We start from the raw sequence: 16,774 nt of genomic DNA on the forward strand, positions 1-16,774 counted from the left end.
CTGGCAGCACGTATTCTGAAGGCCGGTGGCTGAGGATTCCTCGGCCACCGGCTTTTGGCATTGACACCCAGTTTCACGAATTGAAAGCACCATGACTGACGAACTTGCCGCCGATGCGGCACGCCCTGTCCCACCATCACCGCGCCCCCGCCGGGTAGTGCTGCTGTCCCTCTTCGCGGGGTTTGCGGTCTTCGCCTATGTCCTGGACCAGCTGACGAAACTCTGGGTTACTTCCACCATGGTGGAAGGGGAGCGGATTCCTGTGCTGCCGCCCCTGCTGCACTGGTACTTCATCCGGAACTCGGGCGCTGCATTTTCCATCGGCGAGAACGTCACGTGGGTGTTTTCCATCATCATGGCCGGTGTGGCCGTCGCCATCCTTTTCCAGGTCCGCCGGTTGGGCTCCGCCTGGTGGTCCCTTGCCCTGGGCCTCCTGCTCGGCGGCGCCCTGGGCAATCTCACCGACCGGCTCTTCCGTGAGCCGTCCTTCGGCATGGGACATGTGGTGGACTTCATCCAATTTCCCAACTTCGCCATCTTCAATATTGCGGACTCCGCGGTGGTATCGGCCGTCGCCATCATCTGCATCCTGACCATCCGGGGGATCGCCCTGGATGGAACCCGGCTGGGGAGCGCGCACAGGGACAAGCCCGGGCATGACTGACCGCATAGTCGTCGCCGAAGAGTACGGCGGTGCGCGGGCGGATGCCGGCCTGGCCGGCATCCTGGGCGTGTCCCGTTCCGTCGCCGCGTCACTTCTGGCGGAGGGCCACGTGCTTAACCGGGGCAAGGCAGTGGGCAAGTCCGCAAAACTCGTGGCCGGGGACACGCTCGAGGTCACTGTCCCGGAACGGCGGGACCCGCTTGAAGTCGTGGAGGAAGTTGTGGAAGGCCTGAATATCCTGCTCGACGATGACGATTTCGTCGTCGTCGACAAACCCGTTGGCGTGGCAGCCCATCCCTCACCCGGCTGGGTGGGGCCCACCGTGGTGGGCGGCCTGGCAGCCGCCGGTTACCGCATCTCCACCTCAGGCGCCCCCGAGCGGGCAGGCATCGTTCACCGCCTCGACGTCGGCACCTCCGGGGTGATGGTGGTAGCCAAGTCCGAGCGGGCCTACACAGCCCTCAAGCGCGCCTTCAAGGAGCGCACGGTGGACAAGGTCTATCATGCGGTGGTGCAAGGCCTTCCGGATCCCTTGACAGGAACCATCGACGCGCCCATCGGCCGCCACCCGGGGCACGACTGGCGTTTCGCCGTGATCGAGGACGGCCGCCCGTCCGTAACCCATTACGAGGTCCTGGAGGCGTTCGGCAAGGCCAGCCTTGTGGAAGTCCACCTTGAAACCGGCCGCACGCACCAGATCAGGGTCCACTTCTCCGCGCTCCGCCACCCCTGCGCAGGTGACCTGACCTACGGCGCTGATCCCCGGCTGGCTGCCACCCTGGGACTTACCCGGCAGTGGCTGCACGCCCGCCAACTGGCGTTTGACCACCCCGTGACAGGGGAGCGCGTCACGGTCACCAGCGAGTACCCGCAGGACCTTGCCTACGCTCTGGAAGTGCTGGAATCGGGCCAGGCCTGACACGGACCGCCTTGCAGGACAGCAGACGGGCAGCGCTTAGAATAGTGCGGTGAGTTCCAGCAATGATTCGTTTGTCCACCTGCACACCCACACCGAATATTCCATGCTGGATGGAGCTGCCCGCCTGGGGGAGTTGTTCGACGAAACCGAGCGACTGGGCATGCCGGCCCTCGCCACCACAGACCACGGTTATCTGTTCGGCGCGTTCGACTTCTGGCGCAAAGCCACGGATAAGGGCATCAAGCCGATCATTGGCGTCGAAGCCTATGTGACGCCCGGTACCGCGCGGACGGACAAGGAGCGTGTGCGTTGGGGTGATGAATCCCAGCGCAAGGACGACGTCTCCGGCGGCGGGTCCTACACCCACATGACGCTCCTGAGCTACAACAACGTCGGCATGCGGAACCTCTTCCGGGCCTCCTCCATCGCATCGCTCGACTCGGTCTTCGGCAAGTGGCCCCGGCTGGACCGGGAACTGCTGAACACCTACTCCGAAGGGCTCATCGCCACCACCGGCTGCCCCTCCGGCGAGGTCCAGACCAGGCTCCGGCTGGGCCAGTACCGCGAAGCACTCGAGGCCGCGGCCGAGTTCCGGGACATCTTCGGAGCGGAAAACTACTTCTGCGAACTGATGGACCACGGGCTGGACATTGAACGGCGGGTCACCGGCGACCTGCTGCGGCTCGCCAAGGACCTGAACCTGCCGCTCGTGGCCACCAACGACCTCCACTACACGCACGAGCACGACGCCAAGGCGCACGAGGCCCTGCTGGCCATCCAGTCGGGTTCCACCCTGCTGGAACCCACCTACGACAACGGCGGGTCGCGGTTCGCATTCTCCGGCAGCGGCTACTACCTGAAATCCCCGCAGGAAATGCGGGAGCTCTTCCGTGACCACCCGGATGCGTGCGACAACACCCTGCTGATTGCCGAACGCTGCGAGGTGTCCTTCAACACGGACGCCAACTTCATGCCGCGCTTCCCTTGCCCGCCCGGCGAGGACGAGACCTCCTGGCTGGTCAAAGAGGTGGACAAGGGCCTGAAGTACCGCTACCCGGGCGGCGTCCCGGACGAGGTCCGCAAGCAGGCCGACTACGAGCTCGGCGTCATCACCTCCATGGGCTTCCCCGGCTACTTCCTGGTGGTTGCCGACTTCATCAACTGGGCCAAGAACAATGGCATCCGGGTGGGTCCGGGGCGTGGTTCCGGTGCAGGCTCCATGGTGGCCTACGCCATGCGCATTACCGACCTCGACCCCCTGCGCCACGGGCTGATCTTCGAACGGTTCCTCAACCCGGACCGCGTCTCCATGCCCGACTTCGACGTTGACTTCGATGACCGGCGCCGCTCCGAGGTCATCGACTACGTGACCCGCAAGTATGGCGACGAGCGCGTGGCCATGATCGTCACCTACGGCACCATCAAGACCAAGCAGGCCCTCAAGGACTCCTCGCGTGTCCTTGGCTACCCCTTCAGCATGGGCGAACAGCTGACCAAGGCCCTGCCGCCCGCCGTGATGGCCAAGGACATCCCGTTGGCGGACATCCAGAATCCCGAGTCCAAGCGCTACAGCGAGGCGGGGGACTTCCGGCAGCTGATCGCCACCGACCCGGAGGCCGCCAAGGTCTTCGAAACGGCTTTGGGCATCGAAGGCCTGAAGCGCCAGTGGGGCGTGCACGCCGCCGGCGTGATCATGTCCTCGGACCCCATCATCGAGGTCATCCCCATCATGCGCCGTTTCCAGGACGGCCAGGTGATCACCCAGTTCGACTACCCCACGTCCGAGGGCCTTGGCCTGATCAAGATGGACTTCCTGGGCCTCCGGAACCTGACGATCATTTCCGATGCCCTCGAGAACATCAAGATGAACCGCGGCATCGACCTGGACCTGGAAAACCTTGAGCTGGACGACGCTCCGTCCTACGAGCTCCTGGCCCGCGGCGACACGCTGGGCGTGTTCCAGCTCGACGGCGGCCCCATGCGGTCGCTGCTCAAGCTCATGAAGCCTGACAACTTCGAAGACATTTCCGCTGTCCTGGCGCTCTACCGGCCGGGCCCCATGGGTGCCAACGCCCATACCGACTACGCCCTCCGCAAGAACGGCATCCAGGAGGTCATCCCCATCCACCCGGAGCTGGAGGAACCCCTCAAGGAGATCCTTGGGGGCACCTATGGCCTGATTGTGTACCAGGAGCAGGTCATGGCCGTGGCGCAGAAGCTGGCCGGGTACTCGCTGGGCCAGGCAGACATCCTCCGCCGTGCCATGGGCAAGAAGAAGAAGTCCGAGCTGGACAAGCAGTTTGCAGGCTTCTCCCAGGGCATGCAGGACAACGGCTACTCGATGGAAGCGGTGAAGACCCTCTGGGACATCCTGCTGCCGTTCTCCGACTACGCCTTCAATAAGGCCCACTCGGCTGCGTACGGGGTCATTTCCTACTGGACCGCGTACCTCAAGGCGCACTACGCGCCCGAATACATGGCCGCCCTGCTGACCTCGGTGGGCGATGACAAGGACAAGTCCGCCATCTACCTCAACGAGTGCCGGCGCATGGGCATCACGGTGCTTCCGCCGGACGTCAACGAGTCCGCCCTCAACTTCACCCCGGTGGGCAACGACATCCGCTTCGGCATGGGCGCCATCCGGAACGTGGGCGTCAACGCGGTCGAAGCCATGGTGAGCACCCGGGAAACCGAGGGTGCGTTCACCTCATTCAAGGACTACCTGATGAAGGTCCCGGCCGTGGTCTGCAACAAGCGGACCATTGAGTCCCTGATCAAATCCGGCGCCTTCGACTCACTGGGCCACCACCGCCGGGCCCTGGCCATGATCCACGAAGAGGCCATCGACTCCGTCATCACCCTCAAGCGCAACGAGGCCATTGGCCAGTTCGACCTCTTCGCCGGGTTTGAGGAGGCTGAATCCGAGGCTTCCCTCAGCATCGAGATTCCGGACCTGCCCGAGTGGGAGAAGAAGGACAAGCTTTCCTTCGAGCGGGACATGCTGGGCCTGTACGTATCCGACCACCCGCTGCAGGGCCTGGAGGGCCTCCTGGCCCAACACGCGGAGATGAGCATCACCTCCATCCTGGGCGAGGACGGCCCGCAGGACGGGGCCATCATCACCATCGCCGGCATGATCACTTCGCTGAGCCGGCGCATCGCAAAAGCCAGCGGCAACGCCTATGCCCGGGCCGAGGTGGAGGACCTCGGCGGGTCCATCGAGGTCATGTTCTTCGGCCAGGTGTACGGACCCATCGCCTCCGTGCTGGCCGAGGACCTGATCGTGGTGGTCAAGGGCCGGCTGCAAAAGCGCGACGACGGTGCCATCACGCTCAACTGCATGGAGCTGTCCGTTCCGGACCTCAGTGAGGGGCTGCACGGGCCCCTGGTGATCACCATGCCCACCCACAAGGCCACCGAGGCCGTGGTCACGGAGCTTGGGGATGTGCTGCGCACCCACCGGGGCAACTCGGAGGTGCGGCTGCACCTGCAGGGTGATACCCGGACGGAAATCATGGGCCTGCCGGTCCACCTGCGGGTGAACCCCAGCCCCTCGCTGTTCGGCGACCTGAAGGTCCTGCTGGGGCCTGCCTGCCTGGACGCCTGACCAACAGGCGGCCGACGGCGGGAATGCCCTCCCGCCGTCGGCCGCCTGTTTGTGCATGCCGGTCCGTGGGCGTCAGATCTCGTAGTCCAGCGGCACGGGCTGCCCGTAGGCGCCGCCGTGGTACAGCAGGGGCGATCCCTCGCCGCCCACCTGGCCGTCCACCACCTGGACCACAACGACGGCGTTGTTCTCGAAGGAGAGCCGCATCTGGATCTCGCCGATCAGCCATCCGGCCACGTCCTTCAGGATGGGCACACCGTGCGGGCCGATTTCCCAGTGGTTGCCTTCAAAGCGGTTCCCGGGCCGGGCAAAGCGGGCCGCCAGCTCCTGGTTCTCCAGTCCCAGCATGTGCACGCCCAGGTACTGCGTGTTGGCCACGGCTGGCCACGACCTGGAACTGCGCGCCATGTTGAACGTGAAGCGCGGCGGCTTGGCGGACAGGGACGCAACCGAGGTGGCGGTAAAGCCGTAGGGCTCATCCTGGTAATTCACGGTGATGATGGCGACGCCCGCTGCATGCCTGCGGAACATCTCCTTGAAAGTCTGCTCGAACGGCTCGCTGTTGTCGGTCACCGGAACTCCTGAACTAAGTGGCGTAACTCCTTCCCCAAGCGTATTGGCCCGCGGTCAGCGCCGGAAAACCGGCGGCGGCAGCAGCACGCAGGATGACCTTGCAGGAACCTTTGTTAAGGTGTGTTGCATGACGAACTTCGCCCGCCCCGCCAGGCGGCAGCTGCCATGGTCTTTGCTCCTGGTCCCGGCGGCAGCAGGCATTCCGGCGGGACTCCTCTGGTGGATCCTGGCACCGGGCGGGTTGAACCTGATAACCCGCGACCCAGCCCTGGCGGCCGGCACCGCCCCGCTGGTGTGGCTGCCGCGTGACCTCACCCTCGCAGGCATCCTGGTGCTGGCCGGCTGCCTGTTGGCGGTGTTCCTGGCGGACGGCAAGCGTGCGGACCCGCAGGCGGCGCTCCTGACGGGCCTCGCAGGTGCCCTGGCCGGCAGCGCGGTGGCTTGGGGGACAGGGGTCCTCGTGGGAAGGCTCTGGAGCCCGGCGGTCGATACCTCAGCAAATGCCAGCATCGCCTTCTCGCTGCGGGCGTGGCCGGTCCTGCTGCTCTGGCCCGCCGCCACGGCCGTGTCGGTCTTTGTCCTGGAGCTGGTGGGCGCTGGGGGTAGGAAGCCGGACGCCGCCCGCGCGGGAACGGAAGGCCTGCACAGCCCCGTAAAATAGAGCAGTGACCACATTCCCGGAGTTTCCCGCCCCCGTGACAGCCGCCGTCGACTTCCGCACCATTGACCTTCGGGGCCGCAACCTGACGCTCGCGGCCCTGCGTGCCGCGGTGCCCCGCGCCAAGGGACAGACCGTGGCGGATGCCGAGGAAAAGGTCGTGCAGATCATTGCCGCCGTCCGCCAGCGCGGCTTCGCGGCACTTGCGGAACTGGCTGAGCGGTTCGACGGCGTGGCGCAGGAGCACCCGCTGGTCCCCAAGGAGGCAATCGACGCCGCGCTGGACCAGTTGGAGCCCGCCGTGCGGGCTGCGCTGGAGGAATCCATCAGCCGCGCACGGAAGTTCGCTGACGGGCAGCGTCCCCGCAATGTCGACGTTGAACTGGGCGACGGTGCGGTGGTCAGCCAGAACTGGGTGCCTGTGGCCCGCGTGGGACTGTACGTTCCCGGCGGCCTCGCCGTGTACCCGTCGTCGGTGATCATGAACGTGGTGCCGGCGCTGGCGGCAGGCGTCGAGTCCATTGCCCTGGCCTCGCCGCCCCAGAAGGAATTCGGCGGGCTCCCGCACCCCACCATCCTCGCGGCGGCAGCGTTGCTGGGCATCACCGAGGTCTACGCCATCGGCGGGGCCCAGGCCATCGCCGCCTTCGCCTACGGCGTCGAAGCCACGGAGGCGGGTCCGGCCCTGGAGCCCGTGGACGTGGTGACCGGACCCGGCAACATCTTCGTCGCCACGGCCAAGCGACTGGTCAAGGGCGTCGTCGGCATCGACTCCGAGGCAGGGACCACTGAGATCGCCATCCTGGCCGACAGTTCCGCCCAGCCCGCGCTGGTTGCTGCCGACCTGCTCAGCCAGGCGGAGCACGATCCCAAGGCGGCGTCGGTCCTCATTACCGACTCCGAGGACCTTGCCACTGCCGTGCGGGCGGAGCTGGCGCTGCAGGCCGCCGCAACCAAGCACTCCGCCAGGGTGCAGGAGGCGCTGTCCGGTCCGCAGTCCGGCGTCGTACTGGTGGACGGCCTGGAGCAGGGCATCGCTGCGTGTGACGCCTACGCCGCAGAGCACCTGGAAATCATGACCCGGGACGCTGCCGCCGTGGCTTCACGCATCCGGAACGCGGGTGCCATCTTCGTGGGCGACTACAGCCCGGTCAGCCTTGGCGACTACTGCGCCGGTTCCAACCACGTGCTGCCCACCAGCGGCACCGCCGCGTTTTCGTCGGGCTTGAACGTGACCACCTTCCTGCGCGCCATCCAGGTGGTCAACTACAGCCGGGACGCCCTCGCTGAGGTCAGTGGACACATCGTGAGCCTGTCCCGGGCCGAGGATCTTCCGGCCCACGGGGATGCCGTCACGGCCCGGTTCCCGGGTCATAGCTGATACCACTACATATGGTAATTACAGGATTGTTATTACCCCAGATATGCCCGTAAACTGGGATACGCCACGGCATCGCCCCCCGGCGGTGCTGGTGGCTTCCAATCCGTTGAACACCACAAGCGAAAAGGGGGAACGCCATGTACTGCCCGTTCTGCCGCAACCCTGATTCCCGCGTGGTGGACAGCCGGATGACAGACGACGGCTCGGCTATCCGCCGGCGCCGGCAGTGTCCTGAATGCGGCCGCCGGTTTACCACGGTGGAAACCACCAGCCTGTCCGTGATCAAGCGTTCCGGCGTGGGGGAGCCCTTCAGCCGCAGCAAGGTGATCAACGGCGTGCGCAAGGCGTGCCAGGGCCGTCCCGTGAGCGAGGACGACCTCGCCATGCTGGCGCAGGAAGTCGAAGAACAGATCCGCGCATCGGGGGCCGCTGAAATCGAGGCCCACGAGGTTGGCCTGGTGATCCTGGGGCCACTGCAGAAACTCGACGAGGTGGCATACCTTCGCTTCGCCAGCGTGTACCAGGCCTTTGAGTCCCTCGAGGATTTTGAGACTGCCATAGCCCTGCTCCGCCACGAGGCCGAGGAAGACGCCAAGGGCCCGGCCAACGCCGCAAAGAGCTCCGAGAAGAGCCCACTCTAAAACTCCGGTGGCGGCAGCGGAGGGGAAGCCGCAGCCGCCACCGGCACCACTCCTACTTGGCCAGCTTGTGCTTCAGCGCGATTTCCAGCGCGGCGCCCACAATCCCTGCCTCATTGCGGAGGACGGCGGGGACGATCGGGGTGCGGAGCTTGAGGTTGGGAAGGTACTCGTCGGCGCGCTTTGAGATCCCGCCGCCCACGATGAACAGTTCCGGTGAGAACAGGAATTCCACATGCGAGAAGTAGCGCTGCAGGAGCACGCTGTATTCGTCCCATGACAGCCCGTCCCGTTCGCGGGCAACGGCGGACGCCTTCGATTCGGCGTCGAAACCGTCAATTTCCAGGTGGCCCAGTTCTGCGTTGGGGACCAGCTTTCCGTCGAAGATGAAGGCTGAGCCGATGCCGGTGCCAAGGGTGATCACCAGGACGGTTCCGGAAACTCCGGCGCCGGCACCGTAACGGGCCTCTGCCAGGCCGGCGGCGTCGGCGTCGTTGATGACTTCCACGGGCCGGCCAAGCCGGGCCGTGAGGAGGGCGTCAATGTCCGTATCCAGCCAGCTCTTGTCCACGTTGGCAGCGGAGTGGACCACGCCGTGCTGGATGATCCCCGGGAAGGTTACGCCTACGGGGGAGCCCGCTTCCGGGGCTTCGGGGCGTGCTGAGAGTTCTGCCACCACCAGGGCCACGGCCTCGGCGACGGCTTCGGGGGTGGCAGGCTGCGGGGTGGGCACCCGGAAGCGTTCGCCCAGGAGCTTGCCCTTCTTCAGGTCGACAATGCCGCCCTTGATGCCCGTACCACCGATGTCGATGCCGATCAGCGGTGCGTTCTTGTGCGACTTCTCGTCCTTCTTGGCCAATGGGATTCCGTTCTTGACAGGGGTTGGCAGGAAAAAGGGGCGGCTTTGGGCGGCCCGTGACAGGTGTCCGGTGTGTACCGGTGGCCATGCCCTGCGGGCATGGAACAGGCTACGGCAGGGTGAGGATTTCGGCGCCGGTCTCGGTGACCAGCAGGGTGTGCTCGAACTGGGCGGTGCGCTTGCGGTCCCGTGTGACCACGGTCCAGTCATCACTCCACATGTCCCACTCCACGGTGCCCAGCGTGAGCATCGGTTCGATGGTGAACACCATTCCGGCCTCGATCACCCTGTTGTAGGCAGGCGCGGCGTCGTAGTGCGGAATGATGAGCCCGGTGTGGAATGCCTCGCCAACCCCGTGGCCGGTAAAGTCGCGCACCACGCCATAGCCAAAGCGCTTGGCATAGGACTGGATGGTGCGGCCAATGACGTTGATTTCACGTCCCGGCGCCACCGCTTTGATGGCCCGGTTCAGTGACTCCTGGGTGCGCTCCACCAGCAGCCGGGATTCCTCGTCCACGTCCCCCACCAGGAAGGTGTAGTTGGTGTCGCCGTGGACGCCGTTGAGGTAGGCAGTGATGTCGATGTTCAGAATGTCACCATCCCGGACCACGGTGCTGTCCGGAATGCCGTGGCAGATGACCTCGTTCAGCGACGAACACAGGGACTTGGGGAATCCGCGGTAACCGAGCGTGGACGGGTAGGCCTTGTGGTCCAGCAGGAATTCGTGGCCCACTTTGTCCAGTTCGTCCGTGGTGACACCGGGCTGGATGTGCTTGCCCACTTCCACGATGGCCTGCGCTGCGATCTTCCCGGCAATCCGGATCTTCTCGATGGTCTCAGCGGACTTGACCTCGGAGCCGGTGAATTTGGCGGGCGCCGGCTTGCCGACGTACTCCGGACGGGGGATGGACGCCGGGACGGAACGCTGCGGACTCAGGGTACCCGGGGTGAGGGTGCCAATGGGTGCAGTGGAGGCAAGGGAAGGCATAGATTGATCATATAAGGCACCGCAGAACGCCTAACAACCGACAAGCGGCGGAGGGCACGCGTAAGTGTTTGTGTTACGTGGATCACCCCCGGCTTTCCCTGCCGCCGGAACGAGGAGCAACGATGACTGAATACTGGTTCAACGTCAATACCCACGAAGTGGAAGAGGACCGGCTGTCGGACTGGAGCCAGCTCATTGGGCCCTACAAGACCCGCGCCGAAGCGGAGCACGCCATTGAGAAGGTCAAGGCGCGCAACGAGGCTTGGGAAAAGGGCGACGACGACTGACGTCTTTGCCGGCTGGTCCGGCCAGGCTTAGAAAGAATGTTCCGGTCCGGGGAACGCGCCGGACCGGACGTCGTCGCCATAGGCGGTGGCGGCGTCGAGCAGTGTGCTGCGCAGGTCCGCATACTGCTTGACGAACTTGGCCATCCGGCCTCCCCGCAGCCCCGCCATGTCCTGCCACACAAGGACCTGGCCCGTGGTTGCGTTCCCCGCACCGATGCCAATCGTGGGGACGCCCACTGCTGCGTCAACCGCCGCAGCAGTCTCCGCCGGCACCATCTCCATCAGCACGCAGAACGCACCGGCCCCTTCGAGGGCCCGCGCGTCGTCGATCAGCCGTTGGGCGTCGTCGCCGCGGCCCTGGACGCGATACCCGCCCAGTGCGTGTTCGCTCTGCGGGGTGAAGCCGATGTGCGCCATCACCGGAATGCCGGCCTGCACCATGGCCCGGACCGTGGGTGCGTAGTACTGGCCGCCCTCGATCTTCACCGCGTGGGCAAGGCCTTCCTTCAGGAACCGGACACCGGCGGCCACGGCCTGTCCGGCGCTGACCTCGTAACTGCCGAACGGCAGGTCCGCCACCACCAGCGCCCGCTTGGCGGACCTGGCCACAGCCCGGCACAAGGGGAGAAGCTCATCGACGGTCACCGGAAGACTTGTCTCATTGCCAAAGACGTTGTTGGACGCAGAATCGCCAACCAGGAGCACTTCGATGCCGGCGGCGTCGAATATTTCGGCCGTGTACTGCTCGTAGGCCGTCAGCATGGCGAACCGTGTGCCGTCACGCTTGGCCTGCTGCAGGTGGTGGATGCGGACCTTCGCCGGCTTCCGTTGGGCAGCGGCCGCAGCCGAAGCGTCGGGGCCGCTGCCGTAAGGGGCGGGTACTTCTGCGGACGCGCTGGAGTCGGAGCTGTTGCTGGAGGCCATGGGAAGAGCGTAGTGCGGTACCCGCCGTACTAGCTACCGTGGCCATCCCGGGGAAAGGTGATTAGCGTCATAGGCTTCGCCCCTTTAGGGATGCCTTGTGCCGGCCGGAAACCGTACTTGGGGGTGCCTTGGGCGGTGCGCCAGGTTAATGCTGTGTTACGCACGGCGCAGGCTCAAGCATCGGCGCCGAATGCTTAGTACAGTGTTGATGAACTGCTGCCGGCTTTCCCCTTTGCGCGGACCCCGGAGCATGGACGTTGACCGGAGAAGAGGCCATCATGGACCGCCAGCAAGAGTTTGTCCTGCGCACAATCGAAGAGCGCGACGTACGTTTCGTGCGCCTGTGGTTCACCGACGTCGTGGGTTCGCTGAAGTCCGTTGCGCTGGCACCGGCTGAAGTCGAGGGAGCGTTCGAGGAAGGTCTCGGGTTCGATGGGTCCTCCATCGAGGGCCTGGCCCGTGTCTTCGAATCCGACATGCTGGCCCAGCCGGACCCCGCCACCTTCCAGATCCTGCCATGGCGCGGTGAGACGGAACAGACCTCCAGGATGTTCTGCGACATCCTGACCCCCGACGGCGAGCCCTCCGCCGCCGATCCGCGCAACGTGCTCAAGCGGACCCTTGCCAAGGCCGCAGACATGGGCTTCACCTGCTACACCCACCCCGAGATCGAGTTCTACCTGCTCAAGTCGCACGAGCCGGGTCCCAACGGCGCGCCGGTGCCGGTTGACGAGGGCGGCTACTTTGACCACGTGCCGGGCGGCGTCGCCCAGGACTTCCGCCGCACCGCGGTGACCATGCTGGAGTCCGTGGGAATTTCCGTGGAATTCAGCCACCACGAGGCCGGCCCCGGCCAGAACGAAATCGACCTCCGCTACGCGGATGCCCTGCAGACGGCCGACAACATCATGACGTTCCGCACCGTCATCAAGGAAGTGGCACTGCAGCAGGGCACGTACGCCACGTTCATGCCCAAGCCGTTCACCGACCACCCGGGGTCCGGCATGCACACCCACTTCTCGCTCTTCGAGGGTGACAGCAACGCGTTCTTCGAGGCGGGAGCAGAGTTCCAGCTGTCCAAGACGGCCCGGCAGTTCATTGCCGGAATCCTGAAGCACGCACCGGAATTCACCGCCGTCACCAACCAGTTCGTCAACTCCTACAAGCGCCTGTGGGGCGGCGGCGAGGCGCCCAGCTACCTCAGCTGGGGCCACAACAACCGCTCCGCGCTGGTCCGCGTGCCGCTCTACAAGCCGGGCAAGGGCCAGTCCGCCCGGATCGAGTACCGCGGCATCGACTCCGCCGCCAACCCGTACCTCGCCTACGCCGTCCTGCTCGGTGCAGGGCTGAAGGGCATCGAGGAAGGCTACGATCTTCCGGCCGCGGCCGAGGACGACGTCTGGTCGCTGAGCTCCGCGGAACGCCGCGCCATGGGCCATGATCCGCTCCCGGCCAGCCTGCATGACGCCATCCGCTCCATGGAGGACTCGGAGCTGATGCCGCAGATCCTGGGCGAACAGGTCTACGAGCACTTCCTGCGCAACAAGCGTGCCGAATGGCAGGACTACCGGCTGCAGGTGACGCCCTACGAGCTGCAGCGCAACCTCGGCATCCTCTAGGTGCCCGGCGTGAGCCTGGCACGCCGCCTGATCGCGGCCGGATTCAGCGACCTGGAGAAGGGCGAGCGGTTCCTTGCCGCCCGCGAACTCGAGGGGCTGGACCAGGACAGGCTCTTTGCCGGGTTGCAGCTGGCGGCCAGTCCGGACACCGCGCTGCAGTCGCTGGTCCGGCTGATCGAAAAGCACCCGCAGCTGCGGGACCTGGCGGCCGCCGACGCGGAGGACAGCGAGCCGATGTACAGGGTCCTGGGCGCATCCGAGGCCCTGGGGGAGTTCCTCATCCGGCACCCGGAGCACCTGGAGGCTTTCCGGGTCCGGGCCAGTCCCGAGCCCCTGCCCGCTGACCCGGGCCGGCTTCGCGCTACGCTCCTGCAGTCCGTGGGTGCAGATCCACGCGCCGCCCGTCCCGTTGCCGCCGTTACCGGCGTGGACGCCTATGCCGCCCTGCGCACCGCCTACCGGCGCGGGCTGGTGGACCTCGCCGTCAAGGACCTCTGTGCTGCGGATCCACTGGACTTCCTGCCGTCGGTGGGTGGTGAACTGGCGGACCTGGCCGCTGCCGCCATCGAGGCCGCCCTCGCCGTTTCCCGGACGGAGGCCGCGGAACAGCACAGCGCCGCGGACGTCGCCGACGTCGGCCTTGCGGTCATCGGCATGGGCAAATGCGGAGCCCGGGAACTGAACTACATCTCCGATGTCGATGTCATCTACGTGGTGGAGGCCGGCAGCCTGGAGGACGCGCAGGCCAACACCATCGGCACGGCACTGGCCAGCGGCATCTCCCGGGCCATCTCGTCGGTGGCCAGGGAACCAGGCCTGTGGGAGGTGGACGCGAACCTCAGGCCCGAGGGCAAGTCGGGGCCGCTGGTCCGCACCCTCGCCTCCCATGAGACGTACTACGCCAGGTGGGCCGAGAGCTGGGAATTCCAGGCGCTGCTCAAGGCCCGTGCCATCGCCGGCGACGCCGCGCTGGGCCGGGCCTACGAGGAAGCCGTGGCGCCGCTGATCTGGAGTTCAGCGGGGCGGGAAGGCTTCGTTGAGTCCGTCCAGGCCATGCGCCGCCGGGTCACCGAGCACATTCCGCCTGCCGAGGAGCAGCGCCAGATCAAGCTGGGCCGCGGTGGACTGCGGGATGTCGAATTCACCGTCCAGCTGCTCCAGCTGGTGCACGGCAAGGCGGATGAGTCATTACGACGGCGGGACACCACCTCTGCGATCGCCGCCCTGTCAGCCGGGGGTTACATCGGGCGTTCCGACGCTGCCGCCTTCGACAACGCCTACCGCTACCTGCGGCTCCTGGAACACCGGATCCAGCTGTTCCAGCTGCGCCGCACCCACCTCATGCCCGTGGCGGAGCCGGCGCTGCGCTCCCTGGCCAAAGCCGTGCTGGGGCCGTTCTCCAACGAGCGGCCCAGCCCGGATTCCCTGCTGTCCGCCTGGCAGCGGACCAAGCGTTCGGTCCGTGAACTGCACGAACGCATTTTCTACCGGCCGCTGCTGAACACGGCAGCCAAGCTCAGCAGCGAGGACGCCAAGCTGACCCCCGAGGCCGCCCAGGGACGGCTCGCTGCCCTGGGATACCGGGACCCCCAGGGCGCGATGCGCCACATCGAGGCACTGACCGCCGGGGTAAGCCGCCGCGCCGCCCTGCAGCGCCAGCTCCTGCCCATCCTGCTCGACTGGCTCGCGGAAGGCGTGGATCCGGACGCCGGCCTGCTCGCATTCCGCCGCGTCAGCGAGGCGCTGGGCACCACCCACTGGTACCTGGGGCTGCTCCGGGACTCCAACGCGGCCGCCGAACGCCTGTGCCACATGCTGTCCAATTCGCGGCTGATCGCAGACCTCCTGGAGGTCTCGCCGGAATCCGTCGCGTGGCTCGGGCAGGACAAGGACCTGGTGCCCGTGGGCTTTGAAGCCCAATGGCAGGAGATCACCGCCAAGATGTCCCGGCACGCGGACCCCGAGAGCGCCATGCGCCTGATACGGCTGATCCGGCGCCGCGAGATCCTGCGCATCGCCATCGCCGATTCCGCCGGCCTTCTGGACCAGGACCAGGTGGGCAACGCCCTCGCAGACACGGACCGCGCCGCTGTCCTGGGGGCCCTGCGGGTGGCGGAAGGAATCGTATCCGCCACCGGACCACTCAAGACCACCGTGCTGGTGGTTGCAATGGGCCGCCAGGGCGGCCGCGAAATCGGCTACGGCTCCGACGCCGACGTCATGTACGTTCACCGAGCCCTCCCGGGCTTCTCCGAAACGGAGGCGCAGGAACAGGCCGCCCGCATCGTGGCAAAGGTCTCCAGCCTGCTCACCCAGCCGCTGAAACCGGCCATCATGGCAGAACGCGTCCTCCAGATGGACGCCGACCTCCGTCCCGAAGGCAAGAACGGTGCCATGGTGCGCTCCCTTGACTCCTTCGCCGAGTATTACCGCCGCTGGTCCCTGATCTGGGAAGCACAGGCCCTGCTGCGGGCACGCCCCATGGCCGGTGACGATGCCCTGGCCGCTGACTTCATCAAACTGATCGATCCCATCCGGTACCCGGAGACCGTTGCGGACCAGGACGTGCGCGAAATCCGGCGCATCAAGGCCCGGGTGGAATCGGAGCGGCTGCCCCGGGGCGCCGATCCCGCACGGCACCTCAAACTGGGCCGCGGCGGCCTCAGCGATGTTGAGTGGCTGGTCCAGCTGCTGCAGCTCCAGCATGCAGGCAAGCATCCGGCGCTCCGGACCACGTCTACGCTGGAGGCTTTGGTAGCAGCAGCGGAACTTGGCCTGCTGGACGCCGCCGACGCCGGGCTGCTGGCCGAGGCCTGGCGGCTGGCCAGCCGCATCCGGTCCGCCAACGTCATCTGGAACGGCAAGGCCTCCGACCTCCTGCCCTCCTCCCGCCGCGACCTCGAGGCCGTGGCCCGCTGGTGCGGCTACGAGCCGGGACGTGCCGCCGCGCTGGAGGAGGACTACCTGCGGGTGAGCCGCCGGGCCCGGGCAGTCTTTGAACGTGTCTTCTATGGGCACTAAACCCGCGGCGTGGGTCTGGCTTATCCCGCTGCGGGACCTGGACTCTGACGCCCGCGCCATCCAGCTCGGCGCCATCGCGGATATGTCGCTGCTGCCCGGCCAGGAGCGTTTCGTAGGCGACCCCCTGCGCATGGCGCTGGCAGGACTGGCGGAAGAATCACGATATCCCTGCGTGGTGGAGTCCGCCGGTGACGCAGTGGGCCTGTTGACCCTGCAGACCGCGGCAGCCGGCCTTGCCGGCTGGCCTGACGACCAGTCAGCCTGGCTGCTGCGGGGCTTCCTCATCGACCGTCGGCACCAGGGCAAAGGGCTGGGCACCCTCGCCGCTGCCGCCGCTGTGGAGGCCGCACGCAAGCTCACCGCCCGGCGCCAAAGCGGGGAATCCGGCGTCGTCCTCTCCGTCAACGAGGAAAACCCTGCGGGCCTGTCCGCTTACCGCCGCGCCGGTTTCATCGATGCAGGACCGTATCTCGGCGGCTCCGCGGGGCCGCAGCGAACTATGTTCCACAGCTTTGCCGCCACGCTGCCGGCGTAACGCGCCGGCCCGGCATTGCGCTTAGCAAGCGTTTGCCCGATTATGTGGATGGCGGTGTTCTCCAACCTTGTTGGGGGGAAGGCTGGACAGTCTTCGTCTCG

The 16,774-nt window shown here is 66.4% G+C and carries 14 protein-coding genes; 10 read left to right on the forward strand and 4 right to left on the reverse strand.

The window, feature by feature from the left end; translation table 11 throughout:
- Window positions 1-91: 91 nt before the first annotated feature.
- Genes lspA through dnaE form a run of 3 tightly spaced genes read left to right on the forward strand, consistent with a single transcriptional unit; the run spans window position 92 to window position 5,190 of the window.
- Window positions 92-664: a signal peptidase II gene (lspA, locus tag ACTAQI_RS03235; protein ID WP_457949528.1), complete on the forward strand. Its 573-nt coding sequence runs from the start codon at window positions 92-94 to the stop codon at window positions 662-664.
- A complete protein-coding gene (locus ACTAQI_RS03240) occupies window positions 657-1,583 on the forward strand; it encodes an RluA family pseudouridine synthase (protein WP_457949529.1) in 927 nt (308 codons plus the stop codon). The genes lspA and ACTAQI_RS03240 overlap by 8 nt, the downstream gene beginning before the upstream one ends.
- Before the next feature lie 49 nt (window positions 1,584-1,632).
- Window positions 1,633-5,190 carry a DNA polymerase III subunit alpha gene (gene dnaE / locus ACTAQI_RS03245; RefSeq protein ID WP_457949530.1) on the forward strand — a complete coding sequence of 1,186 codons (3,558 nt, stop codon included), beginning with the start codon at window positions 1,633-1,635 and terminating at the stop codon, window positions 5,188-5,190.
- A gap of 72 nt (window positions 5,191-5,262) precedes the next feature.
- Here dnaE and ACTAQI_RS03250 read toward each other — a convergent pair whose 3' ends face one another.
- Complete coding sequence (locus ACTAQI_RS03250; RefSeq protein WP_255175155.1) at window positions 5,263-5,763, reverse strand: flavin reductase family protein; 501 nt, start codon at window positions 5,761-5,763, stop codon at window positions 5,263-5,265.
- Window positions 5,764-5,890: 127 nt separating this feature from the next.
- Between ACTAQI_RS03250 and ACTAQI_RS03255 the strand changes: the two genes are divergently transcribed.
- The 3 genes from ACTAQI_RS03255 to nrdR all read left to right on the forward strand — a co-directional run bounded on the left by ACTAQI_RS03255 (window position 5,891) and on the right by nrdR (window position 8,443).
- A complete protein-coding gene (locus ACTAQI_RS03255) occupies window positions 5,891-6,424 on the forward strand; it encodes a hypothetical protein (RefSeq protein WP_457949531.1) in 534 nt (177 codons plus the stop codon).
- Between the two features lie 4 nt (window positions 6,425-6,428).
- Window positions 6,429-7,802, forward strand: coding sequence for a histidinol dehydrogenase (hisD, locus tag ACTAQI_RS03260; protein WP_457949532.1), 1,374 nt, complete (start codon window positions 6,429-6,431; stop codon window positions 7,800-7,802).
- A gap of 137 nt (window positions 7,803-7,939) precedes the next feature.
- Window positions 7,940-8,443, forward strand: coding sequence for a transcriptional regulator NrdR (gene nrdR / locus ACTAQI_RS03265; protein ID WP_457949533.1), 504 nt, complete (start codon window positions 7,940-7,942; stop codon window positions 8,441-8,443).
- Between the two features lie 52 nt (window positions 8,444-8,495).
- Here the strand turns inward: nrdR and ppgK are convergent, their stop codons facing one another.
- Both ppgK and map read right to left on the reverse strand, forming a co-directional pair.
- Entirely contained in the window at window positions 8,496-9,299 is an 804-nt protein-coding gene (ppgK, locus tag ACTAQI_RS03270) for a polyphosphate--glucose phosphotransferase (protein WP_043453142.1), read from the reverse strand.
- A gap of 109 nt (window positions 9,300-9,408) precedes the next feature.
- Window positions 9,409-10,287, reverse strand: coding sequence for a type I methionyl aminopeptidase (map, locus tag ACTAQI_RS03275; protein WP_457949534.1), 879 nt, complete (start codon window positions 10,285-10,287; stop codon window positions 9,409-9,411).
- A 122-nt stretch (window positions 10,288-10,409) separates the two neighbouring features.
- Between map and ACTAQI_RS03280 the strand changes: the two genes are divergently transcribed.
- On the forward strand, window positions 10,410-10,574 hold the full coding sequence (locus ACTAQI_RS03280) for an SPOR domain-containing protein (protein WP_457949535.1): 165 nt from the start codon (window positions 10,410-10,412) through the stop codon (window positions 10,572-10,574).
- A gap of 27 nt (window positions 10,575-10,601) precedes the next feature.
- On the opposite strand, the gene panB is transcribed toward ACTAQI_RS03280, so the two are convergent.
- Window positions 10,602-11,498, reverse strand: a complete 897-nt coding sequence (gene panB / locus ACTAQI_RS03285) for a 3-methyl-2-oxobutanoate hydroxymethyltransferase (protein WP_457949536.1) — start codon at window positions 11,496-11,498, stop codon at window positions 10,602-10,604.
- 278 nt (window positions 11,499-11,776) lie between these two features.
- On the opposite strand from panB, the gene glnA reads away from it, so the two are divergent.
- From glnA to ACTAQI_RS03300, 3 genes are read left to right on the forward strand one after another with little or no spacing between them, the layout of a single operon-like run.
- Window positions 11,777-13,117: a type I glutamate--ammonia ligase gene (gene glnA, locus ACTAQI_RS03290; RefSeq protein ID WP_141160830.1), complete on the forward strand. Its 1,341-nt coding sequence runs from the start codon at window positions 11,777-11,779 to the stop codon at window positions 13,115-13,117.
- Window positions 13,118-13,126: 9 nt separating this feature from the next.
- Window positions 13,127-16,138 (forward strand): bifunctional [glutamine synthetase] adenylyltransferase/[glutamine synthetase]-adenylyl-L-tyrosine phosphorylase, encoded by a 3,012-nt coding sequence (locus ACTAQI_RS03295; RefSeq protein ID WP_457949537.1) that lies wholly within the window; start codon window positions 13,127-13,129, stop codon window positions 16,136-16,138.
- A complete protein-coding gene (locus ACTAQI_RS03300) occupies window positions 16,128-16,673 on the forward strand; it encodes a GNAT family N-acetyltransferase (protein ID WP_457949538.1) in 546 nt (181 codons plus the stop codon). Before ACTAQI_RS03295 ends, ACTAQI_RS03300 begins: the two co-directional genes overlap by 11 nt.
- The last annotated feature ends 101 nt before the right edge of the window (window positions 16,674-16,774 follow it).

This window comes from Pseudarthrobacter sp. alpha12b (assembly GCF_054130495.1).